General features: G+C 59.7%; 15 protein-coding genes. 2 read left to right on the top strand and 13 right to left on the bottom strand.

Annotation, left to right across the window (positions count from 1 at the left end; genetic code table 11):
- The first annotated feature begins 43 nt into the window (after positions 1-43).
- The gene (locus O9X91_RS17485; protein ID WP_269833292.1) at positions 44-1,282 is read left to right on the top strand and encodes a TIGR03862 family flavoprotein; all 1,239 of its coding nucleotides are present in this window, start codon (positions 44-46) and stop codon (positions 1,280-1,282) included.
- On the opposite strand, the gene O9X91_RS17490 is transcribed toward O9X91_RS17485, so the two are convergent.
- The 3 genes from O9X91_RS17490 to O9X91_RS17500 form a co-directional block, all read right to left on the bottom strand.
- Positions 1,279-2,340 carry a quaternary amine ABC transporter ATP-binding protein gene (locus O9X91_RS17490; protein WP_137412516.1) on the bottom strand — a complete coding sequence of 354 codons (1,062 nt, stop codon included), beginning with the start codon at positions 2,338-2,340 and terminating at the stop codon, positions 1,279-1,281. The genes O9X91_RS17485 and O9X91_RS17490 overlap by 4 nt on opposite strands.
- Positions 2,333-3,220, bottom strand: a complete 888-nt coding sequence (locus tag O9X91_RS17495; RefSeq protein WP_077984771.1) for an ABC transporter permease — start codon at positions 3,218-3,220, stop codon at positions 2,333-2,335. Before O9X91_RS17495 ends, O9X91_RS17490 begins: the two co-directional genes overlap by 8 nt.
- A gap of 221 nt (positions 3,221-3,441) precedes the next feature.
- Positions 3,442-4,440: an ABC transporter substrate-binding protein gene (locus O9X91_RS17500; RefSeq protein WP_080794454.1), complete on the bottom strand. Its 999-nt coding sequence runs from the start codon at positions 4,438-4,440 to the stop codon at positions 3,442-3,444.
- Positions 4,441-4,804: 364 nt separating this feature from the next.
- Here O9X91_RS17500 and O9X91_RS17505 point away from each other — a divergent pair, with 364 nt between their 5' ends.
- Positions 4,805-7,780: a PAS domain-containing protein gene (locus tag O9X91_RS17505; RefSeq protein WP_269833291.1), complete on the top strand. Its 2,976-nt coding sequence runs from the start codon at positions 4,805-4,807 to the stop codon at positions 7,778-7,780.
- Between the two features lie 21 nt (positions 7,781-7,801).
- Here the strand turns inward: O9X91_RS17505 and O9X91_RS17510 are convergent, their stop codons facing one another.
- From O9X91_RS17510 to O9X91_RS17555, 10 genes are all read right to left on the bottom strand, one after another.
- Positions 7,802-8,746, bottom strand: a complete 945-nt coding sequence (locus O9X91_RS17510) for a 2-hydroxyacid dehydrogenase (protein ID WP_269833290.1) — start codon at positions 8,744-8,746, stop codon at positions 7,802-7,804.
- A 129-nt stretch (positions 8,747-8,875) separates the two neighbouring features.
- Complete coding sequence (locus O9X91_RS17515) at positions 8,876-11,224, bottom strand: Wzz/FepE/Etk N-terminal domain-containing protein (protein WP_269833289.1); 2,349 nt, start codon at positions 11,222-11,224, stop codon at positions 8,876-8,878.
- 107 nt (positions 11,225-11,331) lie between these two features.
- Positions 11,332-12,237: a UTP--glucose-1-phosphate uridylyltransferase gene (locus O9X91_RS17520; RefSeq protein WP_142913404.1), complete on the bottom strand. Its 906-nt coding sequence runs from the start codon at positions 12,235-12,237 to the stop codon at positions 11,332-11,334.
- Between the two features lie 67 nt (positions 12,238-12,304).
- Positions 12,305-13,300: a glycosyltransferase family 2 protein gene (locus O9X91_RS17525; protein WP_142913405.1), complete on the bottom strand. Its 996-nt coding sequence runs from the start codon at positions 13,298-13,300 to the stop codon at positions 12,305-12,307.
- Positions 13,300-14,244, bottom strand: a complete 945-nt coding sequence (locus tag O9X91_RS17530; RefSeq protein WP_077984776.1) for a glycosyltransferase family 2 protein — start codon at positions 14,242-14,244, stop codon at positions 13,300-13,302. Before O9X91_RS17530 ends, O9X91_RS17525 begins: the two co-directional genes overlap by 1 nt.
- Positions 14,241-15,239: a glycosyltransferase family 2 protein gene (locus O9X91_RS17535; RefSeq protein ID WP_077984777.1), complete on the bottom strand. Its 999-nt coding sequence runs from the start codon at positions 15,237-15,239 to the stop codon at positions 14,241-14,243. Before O9X91_RS17535 ends, O9X91_RS17530 begins: the two co-directional genes overlap by 4 nt.
- Before the next feature lie 17 nt (positions 15,240-15,256).
- Positions 15,257-16,438 (bottom strand): glycosyltransferase family protein, encoded by a 1,182-nt coding sequence (locus O9X91_RS17540; RefSeq protein WP_142913406.1) that lies wholly within the window; start codon positions 16,436-16,438, stop codon positions 15,257-15,259.
- A 65-nt stretch (positions 16,439-16,503) separates the two neighbouring features.
- Positions 16,504-17,295 (bottom strand): endo-1,3-1,4-beta-glycanase ExoK, encoded by a 792-nt coding sequence (gene exoK, locus O9X91_RS17545; RefSeq protein ID WP_077984779.1) that lies wholly within the window; start codon positions 17,293-17,295, stop codon positions 16,504-16,506.
- Positions 17,296-17,299: 4 nt separating this feature from the next.
- Positions 17,300-18,448, bottom strand: a complete 1,149-nt coding sequence (locus O9X91_RS17550; RefSeq protein ID WP_142913407.1) for an acyltransferase family protein — start codon at positions 18,446-18,448, stop codon at positions 17,300-17,302.
- A 372-nt stretch (positions 18,449-18,820) separates the two neighbouring features.
- A complete protein-coding gene (locus O9X91_RS17555; RefSeq protein ID WP_142913408.1) occupies positions 18,821-20,299 on the bottom strand; it encodes a lipopolysaccharide biosynthesis protein in 1,479 nt (492 codons plus the stop codon).
- Between the last annotated feature and the right edge of the window lie 84 nt (positions 20,300-20,383).

Genomic DNA, 20,383 nt, shown 5'->3' on the forward strand with positions numbered 1-20,383 from the left:
ATATCGCATATATTCGCATGCGGAAATCGGTATAAGGCTCGGAATGGCGAAGATGGCGATGGAGAGGGTTTTGGCAAAGGCGAGGCAGGTCGCGATTATCGGCGGCGGACCGGCGGGGCTGATGGCGGCCGAGATGCTTTCGGCCGCAGGCCATGCCGTGACGGTGTTCGAGGCGATGCCGACCGTGGCGCGTAAATTGCTGATGGCCGGAAAATCCGGCCTCAACATCACCCATGCCGAAGACTACGACAGCTTTTGTCACCGGTTCGGCGATGCGGAACCGAGGCTGCGTGCCGCTCTCGATGATTTTACACCGGATAGGCTGCGCGACTGGGCGCAGGGGCTGGGGCAGGAAACTTTCGTTGGCACTTCGGGCCGGGTGTTTCCGACCGTCATGAAGGCCTCGCCGCTGCTGCGGGCATGGCTCGCCCGGCTGGAGGCGCAGGGGGTGACGATCAGGACGCGGCATCGCTGGACGGGTTTTTCCGGCAAGCACCTGGTTTTCGCGACACCGGAGGGCGAGATCACCATCAAGGCCGATGCCGTTCTTCTGGCGCTCGGCGGCGCAAGCTGGCCGCGTCTCGGCTCCGATGCGGCATGGGTTCCGGCGCTGGCGGAGAAAGGCGTGGCGCTTTCCCCGTTCCGCCCCGCCAATTGCGGTTTTGACGTGGACTGGAGCGATGTCTTCCGCACGCGTTTTGCGGGTGAAGCGGTGAAATCCACGATCACCATTTCGCCGGCAGGGGCCTTTCGGGGCGAATTCGTCATCACGAAGCATGGTATTGAGGGCAGCGTTATCTACGCCCATTCCGCTGCGCTGCGCGACCGGCTGGAAGAGGCGGGCAAAGTGTCCCTCGCAACCGATCTTGCGCCCGGACGTACGGTGGAACGCCTCAGCCGCGATCTGGCGAAGCTCGGGCGGAAGGAGAGTTTTGCAAACCGCATGCGCAAGACGGCCGGCTTATCGGCGGTGAAAGTCGGGCTTCTGCGGGAAATTTTTCCCGACATCGCCGCCATGCCGGATGAGTTCGTCGCCGCGAGAATAAAACATGCCGAAATACCGCTCTTGCGGCCGAGACCGATTGCCGAGGCGATTTCATCGGCCGGCGGCGTCGCGTGGAACGGTCTCGATGGGAACTACATGCTGGAAATGCTCCCCGGCATATTTGCTGCCGGGGAAATGCTGGACTGGGAAGCGCCGACCGGCGGTTATCTCTTGACCGCCTGTTTCGCCACCGGCAAGGCCGCTGCAAAGGGCATGGCCGCGTGGCTCGACGCTTAGCCTGACAGCCGTTCCGCCATGCCTGCATCTTCGCCGGAAGCGGTTCTGACGAGGCAGCGCATGATGGCGTCGGTGGTGACGGCGCCGAGCGCCTTGCCGTCTTCACCGACGACCGTGGCGCTGCTGACATTTTCCCGGACGAGCGCACGCAGACCCTCTTCGACCGTCATGTCCGCGTCGAGCTGAAGCCGCGACTGGCCGGAAAATTCCGGCTGAACGACGGCGCCGAGGCGGATGACCCGGCCGCGATTGACCTCCTCCACGAAGGCCTCGATATAACTGTCGGCAGGCGACATGACGATTTCGGCGGCGGTGCCCTGCTGGATGATCTCGCCGTCGCGCAGGATGGCGATCTTGTCTCCCAGCCGCAGCGCCTCGTCGAGATCGTGGGTGATGAAGACGACGGTCTTTTTCAGTTCCTTCTGCAATTCCAGCAGCACCGTCTGCATGTCGACGCGGATCAATGGATCGAGTGCCGAATAGGCTTCGTCCATCAAAAGGATTTCGGCATTGTTGGTCAACGCGCGCGCAAGGCCCACACGCTGCTGCATGCCGCCCGAAAGCTGGTTCGGATAGTGGCTGGAGAAGCCTTCCAGCCCCACGCGCCTGATCCAGACTTCCGCCCTTTCCTCCCGCTCGCGCTTGTCGACGCCCTGCACCTCGAGACCGTAGACGACATTCTGCAGCACGTTGCGGTGTGGGAGCAGACCGAATTTCTGGAACACCATCGCCGTCTTGTGGCGACGAAACTCCAGAAGGTCCGCTTCGTTGAGGCGACAGACATCGGTGCCGCCATAGAGGATTTCACCGGCGGTCGGGTCGATCAGCCGGTTGACGTGGCGGATCAATGTCGACTTGCCCGAGCCGGAAAGGCCCATGATGACGGTGATCTGTCCGCCCGGCATGGTGATGTTGATATCGCGCAGGCCGAGCACATGACCATGTTTGGCGTTGAGGTCCGCCTTGGACATGCCGGCCTTGACGGGTTCGACATAGTCGGCCGCCTTGGGCCCGAAAATCTTGTAAAGGCTGCGAATTTCGATCGATTGACTAGCCATGCGCCACTTCCCGGTGTTTTTGCAGGCGAAGGCCATAGGCCTGGCTGATGCGGTCGAAGATGATGGCGATGCCGACAATGGCAAGCCCGTTGAACACGCCGAGCGTGAAATACTGGTTGGCGATTGCCTTCAGCACCGGCTGGCCAAGACCCTGCACGCCGATCATGGAGGCGATGACGACCATGGCGAGCGCCATCATGATGGTCTGGTTGATGCCGGCCATGATGGTGGGCAGTGCGAGCGGCAGCTGCACCTTGAAAAGCTTCTGGCGCTTCGAAGAACCGAAGGCGTCCGCTGCTTCCAGCACATCGCTGTCGACCATGCGGATGCCGAGATTGGTGAGCCGGATCATCGGCGGAATGGCGTAGATAACAACGGCTATGACGCCGGGCACGCGGCCGATGCCGAGCAGCATGACGACGGGAATGAGATAGACGAAACTTGGCATCGTCTGCATGACGTCGAGAATGGGATTGACCACGCTCTGCAGGCGGTTGGAGCGCGCCATGGCGATACCGATCGGCAGGCCGACAATGATGGACAGCACGGCGCAGACGAAGATCATCGAGACCGTCTTCATCGTGTCTTCCCACATGCCGAACCAGCCGATGGCGAAAAGAATGCCGCAACACAGCGAAACAATGGTGGCGCTGCGGCTGCCGAACCAGGCAAGCACGCCGACAATAAGAATAACGATCGGCCAGGGGGTTCCGATCAAAAGCCTTTCCGCCCAGATGAGAAAGCTCTGGAGGGGAGTGAAGAGCCCCTCTATCGCGCCGCCATAGGTTCGGGTGAAGCCCCGGAAACCTTCGTCGATGATTTTTTTCAGCGCGCGCAGAGCATCGTCATTCATGGTCGGAAATTTGAAAAGCCATTCCATATCCTGTTCTCCATGACGAACCGGAGGCGGGGATCGATATCCTCCGCGCTCCGGGAGTAAAATCGCAAGAGCGCCGCGCGTCCATCAGAACGAAAGGGCGGAACGCTCTGTTGAGCCAACGCATCGTCACCGGAAAGCCGGAAGGCGTTCCAGAGCCGAGGCGGGTGCGGCGTCGCCGCTGGCGGACGCCGTTTCCCAGGCAGATATGCAGGAACCAGCTTTTAAAGGGCGGCCTTGACCTTTTCCGCGACATCGGGAGATACCCAGCCTGTCCACAGTGCTTCGTTTTCCTTCAGGAAGTGCTTGGCACCGTCTTCACCGGTCGCCTGGTTGTCGGTCATCCATGCGATCAGCTTGTTGACGGTGTCGTTGGTCCAGGCGCGCTTGTTCAGATAGTCCATGGCTGGGCCGGCGCGGTCGGCAAAGTCCTTGCTGACAAGTGTCTGTACGTCATCCACCTGCCATGCGTTCGGCTTCGGGTCGGCGCAATCGGCGACCGAGGTGCAGCGCTTCCATTCGGCGGCATCATAGTCGGTGCCGAAGCCGAGCTTCACCATCTCGTATTTGCCGAGCAGCGAAGTGGGCGCCCAATAATAACCGACCCATGGCTGCTTGGCTTCATACGCCTTGGCGATGGAGCCATCGAGACCTGCGGCCGAGCCGGTGTCGACGAGGGTGAAACCGGCTTTTTCACCACCGAAAGCCTTGAAAAGCTGTGCGGTGACAACCGTGCCGCCCCAACCCTGCGGACCGTTGAACACGGCGCCCTTGGACTTGTCTTCCGGCGCGGGAAACAGTTCAGGGTGCTTGAAGAGGTCGGGAATGGTCTTGAGATCCGGATTGGCGTCGGCGACATATTTCGGAATCCACCAGCCCTGGACCGCGCCGTCCGAAAGGATCTTGGCAGCTGCGACGACCTTGCCGCCTTCCAGGCCGCGCTTGACGATTTCCGGCTGCAGGCTGACCCAGGCTTCCGGGGCAATATCCGGCTGGCCTTTTTCGGCCATGGAGGTCAATGTCGGCACAGTGTCGCCTGTCACGATTTCGGCGGAACAACCATAGCCGTTGTCAAGAATGAATTTATCGAGGCTGGCGGCGACTTCGGCGGATTGCCAGTTCATGCTGGCAATCGTCACGTTTCCGCAGTCGGCGGCATAGGCGGCGGCCCCCGAAAAGGCGAAGCCGGCTGAAAGAATTGTGGCACCCAAAAGTATTTTCATTTTTGTTCCCTCTGGTCGCGGTGTGGCGAAGACCCGGGTGCTGACGACACCGCGACCGCCAGCACTCTTATTGAGGCTTAATAATTTCTTTGTGGCCATTCCGTTTGCGGCAATTTCTGGCGTATTGAGGATGCCAATTCTCAGACTACCCGCTTTCCCCGGGGGGATATGAGTAAATTTTCCGGTGCGAAGGCCCTGAATTTTCATGCTCTTTAGCGGATGCGACAGGAAATTTCCGGCACCGTGGAACTTTTTCGATTTTTTGAAAAAACTTCTGGAACAATCAGCGGAAGTTTCTGTTTTCGTGGACTTTTCTCTCGTCATATATTACGGGAGATTTCCTCTCGATTTGTGGTGATGTTGAATGACCAATCTTCGTGCTGCCCCGGTATGGCCGATCGGCGGCGGTGAAACGGGTGAGCTTGTGCGCCGCTTCGACTGGTCGAAGACATCGCTCGGTCCTATTTGCGACTGGCCGCAAAATCTGAGGCAAAAAGCCAACTCCGTCGTCAATTCCCCTATTCCGCAGGTGCTGATGTGGGGCAAGGATCATGTGATGATCTATAATGACGGCTATGCGGAGATCGCCGGCAATTATCACCCGCAGGCGCTGGGGGGAACGGTGCCCGGCATCTGGCCGGAAATATGGGACTGGAACAGCCGCATTCTAGAAGCCGGTTTTCGCGGCGAGGTCATGGCCTATCGTGACCAGCCGATGACGCTGAAGCGGCATGGCGTGCCGGAAGAGGTGATCTTCGATCTGTTCTACACGCCGATCTACAATGAAGGAGGCACGGTGGACGGCGTTTTATGCACCGTGCTTGAAAATACCGACAAGGTGAAGGCCCTGGAGGCGCTGGAGCAGAGCCGCAAGGAGCTGAGCCGGCTTACCAATGCCCTGCCCATTCTGGTCGGATATGTCGACCGTGATTATGTTTATAAATTCGCCAATGACGGCTATCTGGAATGGTTTGGCCGCCGCGCCGACGAGGTGATAGGCCGCAGCGTTCCCGAAATCGTCGGCGAGGCTTTTTTCGAGGCCCGCAGGGCCTATCTCGACCGCGCACTTAGCGGCGAGAAGATCGTTTCGGATACCGTGATCAGCAGACCCGACGGCACGGCGCGCGCCGCCGAAATCCGTTATGTTCCACGTTACATCGCCGACGGCTCCATCGACGGCATTTATGTGCTGATCATCGATATCGAGGATCGCAAGCGCTCGGAGCGGGAAATCCTCATCAGCAACAATCGCTTCCGCGCCGCGGTGGACGCCGTTCACGGTGTGCTGTGGACCAATAGCGCCGAAGGAAAGATGCTGGGTGAGCAACCCGCCTGGAGCGCTTTGACGGGCCAGACTCCAGAAGAGTATCGGGGTTTTGGCTGGGCGGACGCGGTCCATCCCGAGGACCGGCAGGGGTCTGTCGACAGCTGGAACAAAGCGGTCGCCGAAAAGTCGACCTATATCTGGGAGCATAGGGTGCGCCGCCACGACGGCGTCTACCGCACGTTTGCGATCCGTGGCGTGCCGATTTTCGACAAGGCCGGTGCGATCGCCGAATGGGTCGGCGTCCATACGGATGTCACCGAACAGCGGCGGGCCGAAAATACCCTCAAGGAACATGCGAGCAATCTCGAGCGTGAAATTCGCCACCGCATCCGTGCGGAAGAGCAGCTTCGCCAATTGAACGAAAGCCTAGAGGCTCGTGTCGAGGCGGAAATAGCGGAGCGCCGCCAGGCCGAAAAGGCATTGCAGCAGGCGCAGAAGATGGAGTCCATCGGCCAACTCACCGGCGGTGTGGCGCATGATTTCAATAATCTTCTTCAAGTGATCGCCGGCAATCTGCAATTGCTCTCCAAGGATGTGATCGGCAATGAACGTGCGGAGCGGCGGCTGGAAAATGCGCTTGCCGGTGTCCATCGCGGCGCAAAACTGGCCAGCCAGCTTCTGGCCTTCGGCCGCAGGCAGGCATTGGAGCCGCGTGTCATCAATATTGCCCGTTTCGTAACCGGCATGGACGATCTGCTTCGCCGCTCGCTTGGCGAGGCGATCGAGGTGGAAGTCATCACCTCGGGCGGTCTGTGGAACACCTATGCCGACCCCAACCAGGTGGAGAACGCTCTTCTCAATCTGGCCATCAATGCGCGCGACGCCATGGAAGGGCAGGGCAAGCTGACCATTGAGGTCGGAAATGCGGTTCTCGACCGCGATTATGCCCGCAAGCACTCGGAAGTCTCGGCGGGGCAATATGTGATGCTCGCGGTCACCGATACGGGGTCGGGCATGTCGCCGGAGATTCTCGAAAAGGTCTTCGAGCCGTTTTTTTCGACCAAACCGGAAGGCAAGGGCACCGGGCTGGGGCTTTCGATGGTTTATGGTTTTGCGAAGCAGTCCAGCGGCCATGTCAACATCTATAGCGAGGTGGGGCAGGGCACGACGGTGAAGATGTATCTGCCCCGCTCCGCCGCCGATGAGGACAGGGAAGTTGTGACGCCGAACGGTCCCGTGGAGGGCGGAACCGAAACAATTCTTGTGGTGGAAGATGACGAGGAAGTGCGCAACACCGTTGTCGAAACATTGGGCGATCTCGGCTACCGCGTGCTCACCGCCCGTGATGCGCAGGCCGGTTTGACCGTGGTGGAAAGCGGCATTCCAATCGATGTCATCTTCACCGATGTGGTAATGCCCGGACCGTTGAAAAGCCGGGAAATGGCGCGCCGCGCGCAGGAACGGCTGCCCAATCTCGCCGTTCTCTTCACCTCGGGTTATACGGAAAATTCCATCGTGCACGGCGGCAAGCTGGATGCCGGGGTGGAGCTTCTCTCCAAACCCTATACGCGGGAAGCGCTGGCGCGGCGCATTCGCCACGTCATCGCCAACCGCAAACAGGTGTCGTTGTCGAGAGCGCAGCCGACGTCTGCGCCGGATTCTTCGAAACCTTCCGAGCCGGTCAGGGCGGTCGAAAATAAAAACCGGTCTATACGCGTTCTTCTGGTCGAGGATGACGAGCTGATACGGATGAATTCGATGGAGATGCTGTCAGAGAGCGGCTTTGCCGTCGTCGAGGCCGGAAATGCGGCGCAGGCGCTAAAGGTTATTGAAGCCGATCAGGTCGACGTTCTCGTCACCGATATCGGCCTGCCGGACATGAAGGGCGGCGAACTGGCGGTGGAGGCCCTGCGCCGAAAGCCAGGGCTTGCCATTGTTTTTGCGACGGGGGATAGCCATTTGCCGGAAGGAGCGCCGGCAAGCGCGGTTCTCCTGACCAAGCCCTATGACGAACAGCAGATTGTCGCGGCCGTCAAACAGGCCCACACGGCAAAGAGCGCGGCGACGCAATAGGCTCGTCGCCGCTTTGCCGGCTCAATAACCGCGGGCCATGTCGACCGTTTCCGGCAGCCCGCCGGTCTCGCGCCATGTGCGCACATTGCCGGCCACGATGCGGGCCGAACTTTCCCGGCTTGTCGGCGCGGAAATATGCGGCAGGACGGTCACTTTGGGGTGTTGCCAGAAGGCGGAAGCAGCGGGCAAGGGCTCCTGCTCGAAGACATCGAGAACGGCGTGCGAAAGCCTGCCGGAATCGAGCGCTGCAATCAGGTCATCTGCGACTATCACTGCGCCGCGGGCGAAATTGATGAGTGCCGCGCCCTGCTTCATTGCGGCGAGACGCTCGGCGTTCAAAAGACCGCGCGTCGCATCGGTAAGCGGCACGAGGCAGACGAGAATGTCGCTCTTTTCCAGCAATGCCTGCAGCCCGTTATCGCCGGACAGCGTTTCCACGCCATCGACCGCCTTGGCCGAACGGCTCCAGCCAGCGACGTTGAATCCGGCATGGGTGAGGCGCTCTGCCGCTGCCGTGCCGAGCGCCCCGAGGCCGAGGAGACCGATGGTCATTTCGCCGGGGTGGCGGTAATCCAGCTCCTGCCAGAGCGCCTTTTTTTGGTTTTCGCGATAGGCGGGCATATCGCGTTGCAGATAATAGGTCCATGCCAGCACGGCTTCGGCCATCACACGCGAAAGCTCAGGATCTTTCAGCCGAACGATGGGAGGAGCCTTTTCGCCCAGTTCCAGCACCAGCCGCTCGACACCTGCCCACAGGCTGTGGATCCATTTGAGGCCCGGAAGCGCCGCGATATCGGCAGGATCCGGATTGGCGACGATGGCGAAATCCACCTGGTCTTTCTGTTCCGCGCTCAGTTCGGAAAAGGAAAGAATGTTCTCTTCCGGCATGGCGGCGCGCAGCGCCTGCTTCCAGACGGTCTCCGTTTCCGCATTCATCCGCGAAACAAAGGCTATGGGTGATGGCATGAGACTGATCCTGCTTGCGATTTTAGCTTCGCGCCATCAATGCGCAATTTCGGCTGACAATACCATGGGTTAGTCGTTCGAATCGTCAACGGAATGAAACGGCCCGGTTTTCACCGGACCGTTTCACCATTACGCGTCTTCCTTCACCGGCGGCTTTGCATCGCCGTAATAGGCCGCGAATTTCTCGTGATAATGCTCCGAACCGCCGGGGCCGGCATAACGCTGCAATTCCGTCATGTCGGTCTTGTTGAGCACGATGCCAAGCGTCTTGTTGGCGATCTGCGGTTCGTTGGCCATCAGGTTCTGCACCATCTGGATCGGCGTCTTGCCCCATTCGGTCACGAAGACGAAACCGTCTACCTGCGGCGCAAAGGCCTTGGCGTCGATGACGGGGACGACGGGCGCGAGGTCGATGATGATGTAATCGCAGGCCTCCCGGGCAGATTCGATGAATTTGCGCATGCCGGGGGAGGAGAGCAGCTCGCTCGAATGGGCGAACTGGTTGCTGGTGGAAACCGGCAGGATGCCCATTTTCGTACGCGTATCCACCTTCACCGCCTGCGTCCACGGGATTTCATCGAGCACCACTTCCACCAGACCGGCGGATTGCCGTGTGGTCAGCATGCGGCTGAGGCCGGGATTGCGGATATCCGCATCCACGACAAGCGTTCGTTTGCCGGTGGAGGCGATCAGCCCGGCGAGATTGAGCGCCACGACAGACTTGCCCTCGTTCGGCAGGCAGGAAATGACGCCGATGACCCGGCAGGGCCGCTCCTGAATGACGACGTCCGCCGTCAGCTTCACATTGCGGAGCGTTTCCGCAAAGCTGGAACGCGGGCTGTCGACGGCAAGGCGCAGCATCTTCTGGAACGAGACCTGGCCGCTGTCATCAAGCGTGGCGTTCTCGCCGCCGGGGGTGGCGGCGCTGTCGCCGGTCTTGGCGTTTTCCACGCCCCTTTCCCCGATAAAGGGAAGGTAACCGAGAAAGCGCATGCGCAGATTGTCGCGTACATCGTTGCCGGTGTGGAAGAAGCGATCCCGGAATTCGAGAAGCGCTGCAATGCCGCCGCCCAGCATCAGGCCGAGAACGACCGAAAGCGCCATGGTCATGGTCTTTTTCGGGCTGGAAGGCGAAGTCGGCAGGCCCGCTTCGGAAATGATGCGCGCCTTGGCGATGGGCAGCGACTGCTTCTGGGAAGCCTCCTCGAAGCGACCGAGATAGGACTGGTAGAGGGTGCGCAGAGCGGTTGCCCGCTGCTCGAGTTCGCGCAGCTGGACCATGGTGATATTGGCTTGCGAATTGCGGCCCGCCACCCGGTCGATATTGTCGCGCAACGACTGCACGCGGGAATTGGCGACGTCATATTCGTTCTTGAAGCTGCCGGTCAGCTGCTGCAATTCCTGGAAGATCTGCTGCGATACTTCTTTCTTCTCGGCCTCAAGCGCGGTCGCCTGCGGATGGTCGGCGCCGAATTGCTGGATGATACCCCGCTGCCGGTCGGAGATGGTAATGTAGCGCTTTCGCAGATCCTGAATGACCGAATTGTCGGTATCGCGGGCCGAGACAACGGCGTTATCGACCGCCGTTTCCGGTCCACGGTCGATGATCGACTTATACTGGTTGTAACGGGCGGAGGCCGTCGCGGCATCCGCCTGCGCGGCAATCAGCTGGCCGTTGAGGTCGGCAAGCTGGCTTTCCGACATCAGTTCGCCGCGCGAGGAGACGATGTTGTTGTCCGACTTGAATTTCTGCACCGCCAGTTCAGCGGCCTGGGCGCGCTGGTTGAGGTCGGTCATGCGTTCCTGCAACCATACCGAAGCGCGCTCGCTGGCGTCGAAATTGGCGTTAAGCTGTTCTGTAAGATAGGCCTGTGCATAGGTCTTGGCGATCTGCGCTGCAAGCTGGCGGTCGGTCGAGCGGGTGGAGATGGCGATGACCGAGCTGCGGCCGACACGTTCCACCGTCAGCGACTGCTGAAGCACCGCGGCGGCCTTCTCGCGGCGTCCAGCGCGCATTGCGGCCTCGGAAACCGGCGGATCGCCCGGCAGGACGAGATCGAGAATGCCGCGCACGGAGGATTTGACGAGCTGGACCGGCGACATCGGCGGATTGACGATGGTGTCGTTCTCATCGAGCTTGGCCTTGTCGACTACGGTCAGCGCCATTTCCTTGGATTTCAGAATTTCCACGGCGCTGGCGATGCGGTTGTCGACGATCTGGGCTGCGGGCACCGGTGATTCCTCTTCCGCATAGCGGGAAAGGCTTTCATCCAGGAGCACCTGCGTCATCGCGGTGTAAACGGGGGTCGCAAGCACCAGGTAGAGGCCGGCCAGAACCACGGCGGCGATGACGGAGGCGGCAATGACATTGGCGCGGCGCACCACGGCGGCCCACAGGCGGTCGAGGTCGATGAACGTGTCGGAATCCTTGCCGGATTCCGGAAAACCGATATTGGATTTAAAGGTCTTGTGGTGCATGGACCTACCTTGTGAACTAAAAATGGTACGCGGGAAGCCGAGCAAACTCGCCTTCCCGCCTCCCGTTATTGGTGCGCCGGCCGCCTCCCCCGGCGGCGCGATGAAAGTCAGGCCGCCTGGACGCGGCTTTCGTGGTTCGCCACCAGTTCCTTCACCGAAGCGAGAACCTGTGCTTCCATGTCCGCCCGCATCAGCGAAAAGGCGACGTTGGCGGCAATGAAGCCCTGCTTGCTGCCGCAATCAAAGGTGCGGCCCGAATATTTCTGCGCGTGGAACGGCTGCTTCTCGGCGAGCCGCTTCATGCCGTCGGTCAGCTGGATTTCATTGCCCGCGCCGCGCTCCTGCTTGGCGAGAATATCGAAGATTTCCGGCTGCAGGATGTAACGGCCATTCAGGTAATAATTCGAAGGCGCCTTGGATGGTTCCGGCTTTTCAACCATTTCGGTGACGGCGAAGCCGTAATTGACCTTCTGGCCGACGCCAACGACGCCATAGGACGAGACTTCTTCAGGCAGGCATTCTTCGACGCCGAGAATATTGCCGCCGACTTCATCGTAAAGCTCCATCAGCCCGGCGATACAGCCGCGTGCGCCGTAAGAAACCATGTCCGGCAGAAGCAGGGCGAAAGGCTCCTTGCCTACCAGCTCGCGCGCGCACCAGACGGCGTGGCCGAGACCGAGCGGCACCTGCTGGCGCGTATAGCTGACGGTGCCGGCAACCGGCAGCATCTTTTCCAGCTGCAGCACCTGCACGGTCTTGCCGGAGCGGGTCAGCGTATTGATGAGTTCCGGCGCGCTGTCGAAATAGTCCTCGATGGCGGTCTTGTTGCGGCTCGTCACGAAAATAATGTGTTCGATGCCGGCCTGCATGGCCTCATCGACGGCATATTGCACGACGGGACGATCCACGATCGTCAGCATTTCCTTCGGCATCGCCTTGGTGGCGGGCAGAAACCGTGTGCCGTTGCCAGCTACGGGAATGACGGCTTTTCTGACAGTTTTGTTCAGGTCCATCGCGTTCTCCTTCATCAAGGTTTGATCTGTCCCCAGTCCCCGCGCAGATTTCGTCCACGCGTCAATTTCACGAAATCTGTCTTTTCACCCCTGTATTCGCCGCGGGCGCAAACATGGCGTCCCGCAACCTCCTCAGCCGCACTGCAATTGGCATTCGCAAATGCCCCAGCACGGCAGGATCCCTTATCGTGGTCTTCAAGGCGCCGAGTACCGAGCGGCTCTTGATGTTTTCCACCAATGTCAGAAAATTATGCGCCAGCCGCAGGCTGCGGCTTCTCGCCTGCTGCGCATCCATGGCTGCCGGCAGCAAAGTGTAATGGCTGAGGAACTCCTGATCCGCCCGCATCATCGCTTCGACGTGATGAAGTTCGAGCACACGCGAAATCGAGCCTTCGCGGATATTGTAGATATAGCCCGGCTTCGGTTCGATGACACAGAGGCCGCCGGCGGCGAGCGCCGAGGCGAGCAGGATATAATCCTCGCCGATGCGTATATCCTCGCGGAAGCGCAGAGCCTCGCTATTGAGGAAATCGCGCCGGAACATCGGCTTCATGTAGCCGAAATTGAAGGTGGAACGGAACAGGATGTTGGAGGAAATGAAGTCCTCGAGCGTGAGGGCAGAGCGTTCCTCCAGAAACTCTTCCGGAAACATCGTCTCCATCGGTCTGCCGTCGGTATAGACGACATCGAGATTATCGACAGCGATCTCAGCATTCGCGGCCTCCGCCCGGCACATCATGCAGGCGGAACGCTGCGGACGGATGACGTCGTCGGAATCGAGCACGGCGATCCAGCGTCCCGTCGCGGCCTCGATGCCGGCATTGCGTGCACCACCCGGACCGCGGTTTTCTTCCAGCGCAAGCAGGCGCACACGTGGGTCAATGGCGGCAATCCCCTCAACGAACGGGATAGTGTCATCGGCGGAACGGTCGTCGACGACGATCACTTCCAGCGTCACACCCTGCTGGTCGAGCGCGCTGTGGATGGCGGCTTCGATTGTATCGGCCGCATTATAGGCGGCGATGATGAAGCTGATATCGGGCGGTGAGGCAAGGTTTTCCATCAGGTCGCCTCCACCGCGCCATACTGGCGGATTTCGCGCACGCCGAAAGCGCCGCTCATCGAGCCCATATGCAGTGCGCCACGCAGCGCATAACGATTGCGGCGCACGGCGTTGAGACCGTTCAAGGCGGCGAAGAGCGCGCAATAAAGCACTTTCGAACCTGCCTTCAGCACCTGCCCCACGCGGCGTATACCGGGTTTCCTGTCCGCCAGCACGCGGCCGTGGGTCTGGCCGGAGCGGAAGCGGCGTTTGGCAAGCCATAGGAAGCTTGCGCGATTTTCCGGCACGGGTTCGGACAACATGGCATCTTCCGCAAAGACAATACGCCCGCCGGCGGCGTGAAGATGCGAGAAGAAATGGGTGTCTTCGCCGCCGCTCTGGCCGAGCGCCAGCGCGAAGCGCCGGCCCTTCACCGAAGGCGCATCCATCTTGAGCAGCGTGTTGCAGGTATAGCCGGTGATGATCTCGCCATTCACCCAGACCGGAACGGTCGAGTGGAAATCGCCGCGTTTCATCCATCCCGGCGCATTGTCCCGGTAAACGGCCGCTACGGGGCCGAGAACCGCTTCCGCACCGGTCTCGCCGGCCTTTTCCAGAAGGGCGGAGAGCCAGTGCGGCGGGGCGGTCTCGTCATCATCGATGAAGGCGAGGTAATCCGCCTTGCATTCCGACAGGCAGGCATTGCGGGCAATCGAAATATTCGATTTCGGGCAATGCACATAGGTGATCTCGAACGGGGCGGTTTCGCGCAGGCGATCGACGCTCGCCTTGGCGCTCGGCTCCTCGTCATTATCGGCGACGATAAGACGAACTTTCACACCTTCCGGCACGTCCAGCTCGAAGAGTGACAGAAGTGTGGCGATAAGTGCCGGGCGTCTGTAGGTGCAAATGCCGATATCGACGGTTTTCGAATCATCTGGGCGGGTGACGGTGTTGTCAGTCATGAGACAGCCTTTCTTCCCCGGAATTTCAGGAGTTCCAGCCAGAAGCCGGTGGACCAGGCCAGATGCATCACCATCGCCGAAAAGGCGGCGAGCGGGCCGTATGGGTTTTTCTGACCTATTGCCATCCACAAGCCATAACCCAAACATGCGGCGATCCAGAGGCCTAGCGGGATAAGGGCCGCCCAATGCACGAGCGATAGCAGCGCGAAGATGAACACCGGCAGCACGGCGAGCGGGATCATCTGGCGGATTTTCGGGATCGAGCGATGCTTCAGGAGGTTCTTCGCCCGGCCGCGGCCATAGGCGAGATATTGCCGGAACAGCGGCATGACGCTGGCGCGCGGATAATAGGTCATGCGGGTCTTGTCGGTCATCCAGATACGGAAACCGGATTTGCGCAGGCGGAAATCCAGTTCGGCATCCTCATTGTGGCTGAAGCTCTCGTCATAACCGCCGACCGCGTCGAAGGCGGCAATCCGCATCAAGGCGTGATGGCCATGGTCGATCCAGTGGCCTTTGGCACCCTCGCGGTGCTTGGAACCGCCATTGCCGAGCTTGGAATTCTGGGCGACGGCCGTCGCTTTCTGAAACAGGCCGTGTCCGATGGTATCCATGGCGACGACGACAGAATCCGCGCCGGTGCGTTCCGCATCTTCGATCAACCGCTGGCAATAGTCATCGGGATAATCGCCATGGGCGTCGATGCGGATGAGATAGTCGAAATCCTCGCCGAAGGTGGCAACGGCAAGGTTGATGCCAGCGCTCTGGATGCGCTTCGCATTGGCGAGAAGTGTGACGCGGTCATCCGTCGCCGCAAAGGCGGAAACGATATCGCGAGTTCCATCCGTGCTGCCGCCATCGGCAACCACGATACGGAAGAGACGCCCCTGCATTGCATTGGTGAATTTGACAAGCAGCCCCTCGATTGTCTTTGCCTCGTTGAGGCAAGGAATGACGATCAGCGTTCTGATGCCGGAATGACCAAGACCTTCCATGATTTGCCCCCTACGCACTACACGGGTGAAAACTGCGCTTCACGGGCATGGCCGGAAGCGGATTTGGAAAGCGAGGACAAGTGCTGGACCAGCTGACGGCAATCGTCGCGGTCGGTCAGCCATTGTTTCCTGTCTGTTGCCGACAGGGTGTGGAAGGCGTCCGCATAGGTTTGCGGCGTCATTTGGCCGAACAGTGCGGCGAGGTCGTCCGGGCTTGCATTTGCCAAGAAAAAGCCGATATCGCGTTTTTCGATGAATCGGGCGGTTTCCGTGCCGGAAAGCGCAATCGGCAGGGTGCCATAAAGGCCGCCTTCATAAAGCCGATTGGGCAGCAGCCAGCTGGAATTCTGGCCTTCTTCGAAAAAGTCGATCGCCCAGGTGAACTGCACCTCGTTGTAGATCGCGGCTAGATCCTCGGGGTTTTTGTAAGGTCCGTGGAAGTGCAAATGCGGGGCAGCGGCCACGAAGCCATCGAAATCGGTAAACTCCGAATAGGCCGGCCGGCCACGCAGGATGATTTCGACCCGGCCTTCCATGCGGCGGGCAAACTCAGCGAGGATTTCCAGCGACCTACGGCAGCGAAGCGCCCCGAACCAGCCGATTTTCCATGGTTCGCCGGGCTTGGGGGGGCGGGGTTGCGGCGGGGCGGCAACGGTGCTGTCGAGCGCCAGCACCTTGTTTTCCTGCAAAAGGACGGGAAGGTCGAGGCCCGAGACAGGTTTGAAATAATGCTCCACGAATGCCGGAGAACTCGTGACCAGCAGTTTGGCGTCGCGTGCGAAATAACGTTGCGCAGCATTCAGCAGCTGTCCGGGCCTGCCTTTGTTGAGAAGCAGGCGGTGAATATCGAGACATTCGTAAACCAGTGCTGGCTGGCCGCCATAGATCGACATGGCCCGCTTTGCCAGAGCCAGCATTTCGAGGTTCCTGGCAAGAACGATGTCGGGTGTCGGGATACCGCTCAGGACCTTTCCAATCGAAAGGCTGGCTTTTGCCACAGCCGCCATGCGCTGCAGAAACTGCCCGTCGGCGGTCTCCCCAAGCACGACGGGCACGACGCCCTCGATTTCCGCCAGCCGGTTCCGCCCGCGCCGGAAACCTGCCAGCGTGACCCGCGCCCCGCCCGCGAGCAAGGTCAGCACCCGCCGGCGAATGGCGGGGTCCGACAGATCATGCGCGAGATAGAGAATATGGGTCATGCAGGGTTCCGGTTGGTTCGCGCGTCAAAGACGTCGCAGCACAGGTTTTGGTTCAAAAAATCCGGTCAGTTCAGAGCGCAGGCGATGCTTTCCGGGAACTGGCACTTGTCTCCGAGGGCAGTGAATGAGAAGCGGTCAACGACCATCTGCGACGGCCCGGCATAAGCAAACTTGCCCATCCAGTCCTTCAGCGTATCGGTGCCCCACAGGCTGAAGAAAATCTTCTGGGCGTTTTGCGGGATTTTCGTTGCGTCCGTGACTTCATGAACGAGCTTGCCGTTGACGTAATAACGCAGGCGCTGTGGTTCCCAGACAAAGGCATAGTCGTTGAAACCGGCATCGGCTCCACCTTCCACCGGCACCAGCTTCTCATTGCCGCCCTTGGCGGAGATATATTGGTTGAGCTGCACCTGGCCGGTATTTTTGCCGAGAACCTCGAAGTCGATTTCGTCGTGCGGTTTCTTGTCGGTCGGGCCAATGTAGGTGAAGAAGGCGGAGTTCAGTCCGGAGCCGGTGGCGGCCTTCATGCGCGCTTCATAGGTGCCGTAACGATAACGGCCCTTGGTCTGGATTTCGCCGCAAGCGAATTTGCGGTCCCCAGCCTTGGCTTCTTCGAAACCGAGTGTGAGCTGGCCGTTTTCCACCGTCGCCAATTTTTTCGACCAGGTGCAGTTTTGATGCGCGCCGTTGTTCCAGCCGTCTGAAACGTACCAGAAGCTTCTGTCCATCTGGTCGAAATTCTCGGTGAAGGACGCGCCGTTGCCTTCCTGCGCCTGCATCGGTGTTGCGAAAGCCGTGGCCGAAAGGGCTGCGGCAAGAAGAATGCGTGTCTGAACGCGGGTGACAAATGTTGTCATTGGTTCACCTCTGTCGTTGCGAATAAAGCGTTTCGGATGTGGGCGGGCCGATTATGGAGGCCCGTTTGGTCGGGGAAGCAGTTGCCGTCTCGCGTTTGCCGCTGCGGCTCCCGGTGAGCACGGAATAGACGGTGGGCAGATATTTGCGTGTCTGCGCGTTGCTGATGATCAGGATGACGAAGGCGGACAATGTCGCGCTGATATAGAAGGCGGGATAAAAGTCCGGCCCGCCCTTGTTCCAGACCATCCACATGATGACCAGCAGCGGGTAGTGGGCGCAGAATATCCAGAAGCTGAGGCTGCCGGTCTCGGCAAGCCGCTGGCCAAGCCTGCTGCGGATCAGGATCGATGAAGACACCCAGAAGCCAAGCGCGCCGAAGACCGCGAGCAGATTGCGCGACATGTTGAGCCAGAAGGTGAATTCCGGGCCGGTGAAATAAAGACCCGTAGCAAGAATGGCGGATGCCGTGAAGGTTAGCACCATGATCGGCAGGGCGTAGGGATCAAGCGCCTTGACATCGACCCGGTGCAGCGCAAGCGCAATGCCGAGCGAAAAGCTGAAGAGGATCGACTTCTTTTGCACGATGAAGATCGTCAGGTCCGGCATGGCCGTGATGATCAACAGGATTGCGAGCGTCGGCAGCGCGAAGCGGCGCATCAGAAATGCGAGCACCGGCGACAGCAGAATGCAGACAAAAAGGTCGCGCAGAAAATAAAGCGGCACGTTAACCGGCAGTTCTTCGAGTGCCGTACCATGGCTGAGGATTTCGCGCGGGCTGGCATTCCACAGATCGGGGAAATACCCCACGCCGACATCGAAGAGCTGGATCAGCAATACGGCGGCAAACAGCGCGCCATTCCACAGAAGGAAGGGCAAAAGCACGGTCTTCGATTTGGAGCGGATTGTTGCCGGATAATTGAATTCACTCATGCCGCGGCGAAACAGCAGGTAACCGGAGATGGCGCTGAGGCAGGGCACGCCGATACGGAAGAGCGCATCGCCCAGGAACACGCGCAGCCAATCGAAGAAGCCGTAAAGGCCGAGGAAAGGGCTGGTTTCGGCATCGTGCGGCACATGCACGAACACGATGCCTGAAATCAGCAATATGCGCATCAAATTGATACGGGAGGATAGGTTCTGATCGACAGTCACATCAGTCACCCCTATTGGGCGGCGTCCACCCACGCCGCGTTGCAACCAGAGCGAACTTAAGCCCGCACTGGAAAGTCTGGTTTCGACTTTGGGATAAAATGTGGCGACGCGGGAAAAACACAAGCTTAGATTTTGCGGGTGAATGTCTGGCGTTCCAGTCATTCCTGTCGCTTCAAAAATTCAAACATTTGAAATTAATATCATTTTTATAAAAATGGCCATCGTTAAAAATCGCTCTAGCGTGTGAAATTGTCATTTGTCGTGATATTGCGCTGCAAAAAGAACCGCCATACGCCCCTGCCGCGGTGAGGGAAATCACCGCGGAAAAGGCCGGTTAACGGCGGAAATGAGGCGCGTTTTTCTGCGATTGAATTAACCTTGGGTTGCATTGCTCTGCATGCGCCGCGATTTGACCATTCCGAGAATTTTCCTGAGCAGCGCCCGTTCAGTCAGCAGGATCAGCACCGCATAGATGACGCCACCCACGGCAGCGCCGATGAGAACCTGAAGCGTGGCATTGGGAACGCGCTCAGCCAGAACGTGAAGCAGATAACGCACCGCACCGGCCATGATCAGCGCCGCGATCATCGGCCGGCTGCTGACATAAAGGCCGCGGAAGAAGGGTGTATCGCTTGCCTTGAACACCGCCCAGGAATAGGCGACCAGCGTTACCGCATTGACGATGCAGAGCCAAACCATCGCGTCGATCAGGGTGCCATAAAGCGCGGCAAGCCAGACCGCGACGGTGGTGACGATGGCGCGGATCGTCGCCGACCAGAACAGCACGCGGCCGTAACCTGCTCCCTTCAAATACGGGATGAAGGTGCTGCACGGCGTCAGAATGGCCTTCGACAGGGCGAGCAGGCCGAGAACGGGCCAGGCATAGGCCCAGTTCTGCCCGAAGATGACAAGCATGGCCGGCTCCGCCACGGCCCAGAGGCCGAACATCATCGGTGCCAAAAGCACGGTCAGCACCTGCGTACTGAACATCAGCGCATCGCGCCGGCGCTGCGGATCGTCCATCATGCGGCTGAAGGCGGGAAACAGGACACCCATGACAGCCGACAGAACCACCTGGTTGGGAATGCTGGCAAAGCGGTTGGAGGCGGAATAGGCGCCGGCATCCGCCAGCCCAAGATGCCGGGCAATGACCACCATCGGTGACTGGAAGGTAACGAAATTGGCGATTTCCGAGCCCATCAGCCCCGAACTGAAGCCGAGAAGCGGCACCAGTCGGCGCGGTTTCATGACGAAGCGCGGGCAATAGCGGGAAACGGCATAAAGCCCGACAAGCCGGATGAGGGCTGCGGCAAAAAGCTGGATGATCAGCGCCCAGACGCCAAAACCCATGAAAGCAAGTGCGACCGCGACAATGGCCGCGATGCTTTCCGATGCCATGCTCCACAGCGCGTCCTTGCTGAAATTCATCCGTCGCGCCAGCAGCGAATAGGCGACATCACCGGCAAGCTGCAGCGGGATGAGAAATGCCATGATGCGCAGCAGATAGGCGCTTTCCACCGCACCCAGCAGTTCGCCGAAAAATTCCGCGAAGATGTAGAGGACGGCGGCCATGGTGCAGGAGATGGCGAGATTGGCCCAGAAGACGGTATGGATCGTTTCCATATCCTCTTCCTTCTCGACGATAAGGGCGGACGTCAGGCCCGCCCCGGCGATCATGGTCAGGAACTGTACAACCGTAAGTCCTACCGCCACCACCCCGAATTCTTCCGGCGTGAGGAGACGAGCGAGAATTGGGACCGTGACAAATTTAAGCCCGAATGTCCCTGTTTTTGATAAAACGCTCCAGCCGACATTCGTGGTGATGGTCTTTACATTTGGCGCTGGGGGCATACAAGCATCCTGTTTCTGGAGGCCGGCGGGAGGAAGCCGGTTGGGAGTTGCCGATACCATCGGGGCCGCTTTTAGGATCGGGCC

Origin of the sequence: Agrobacterium salinitolerans (assembly GCF_027498475.1) — a bacterium.
Lineage (GTDB): Bacteria > Pseudomonadota > Alphaproteobacteria > Rhizobiales > Rhizobiaceae > Agrobacterium > Agrobacterium salinitolerans.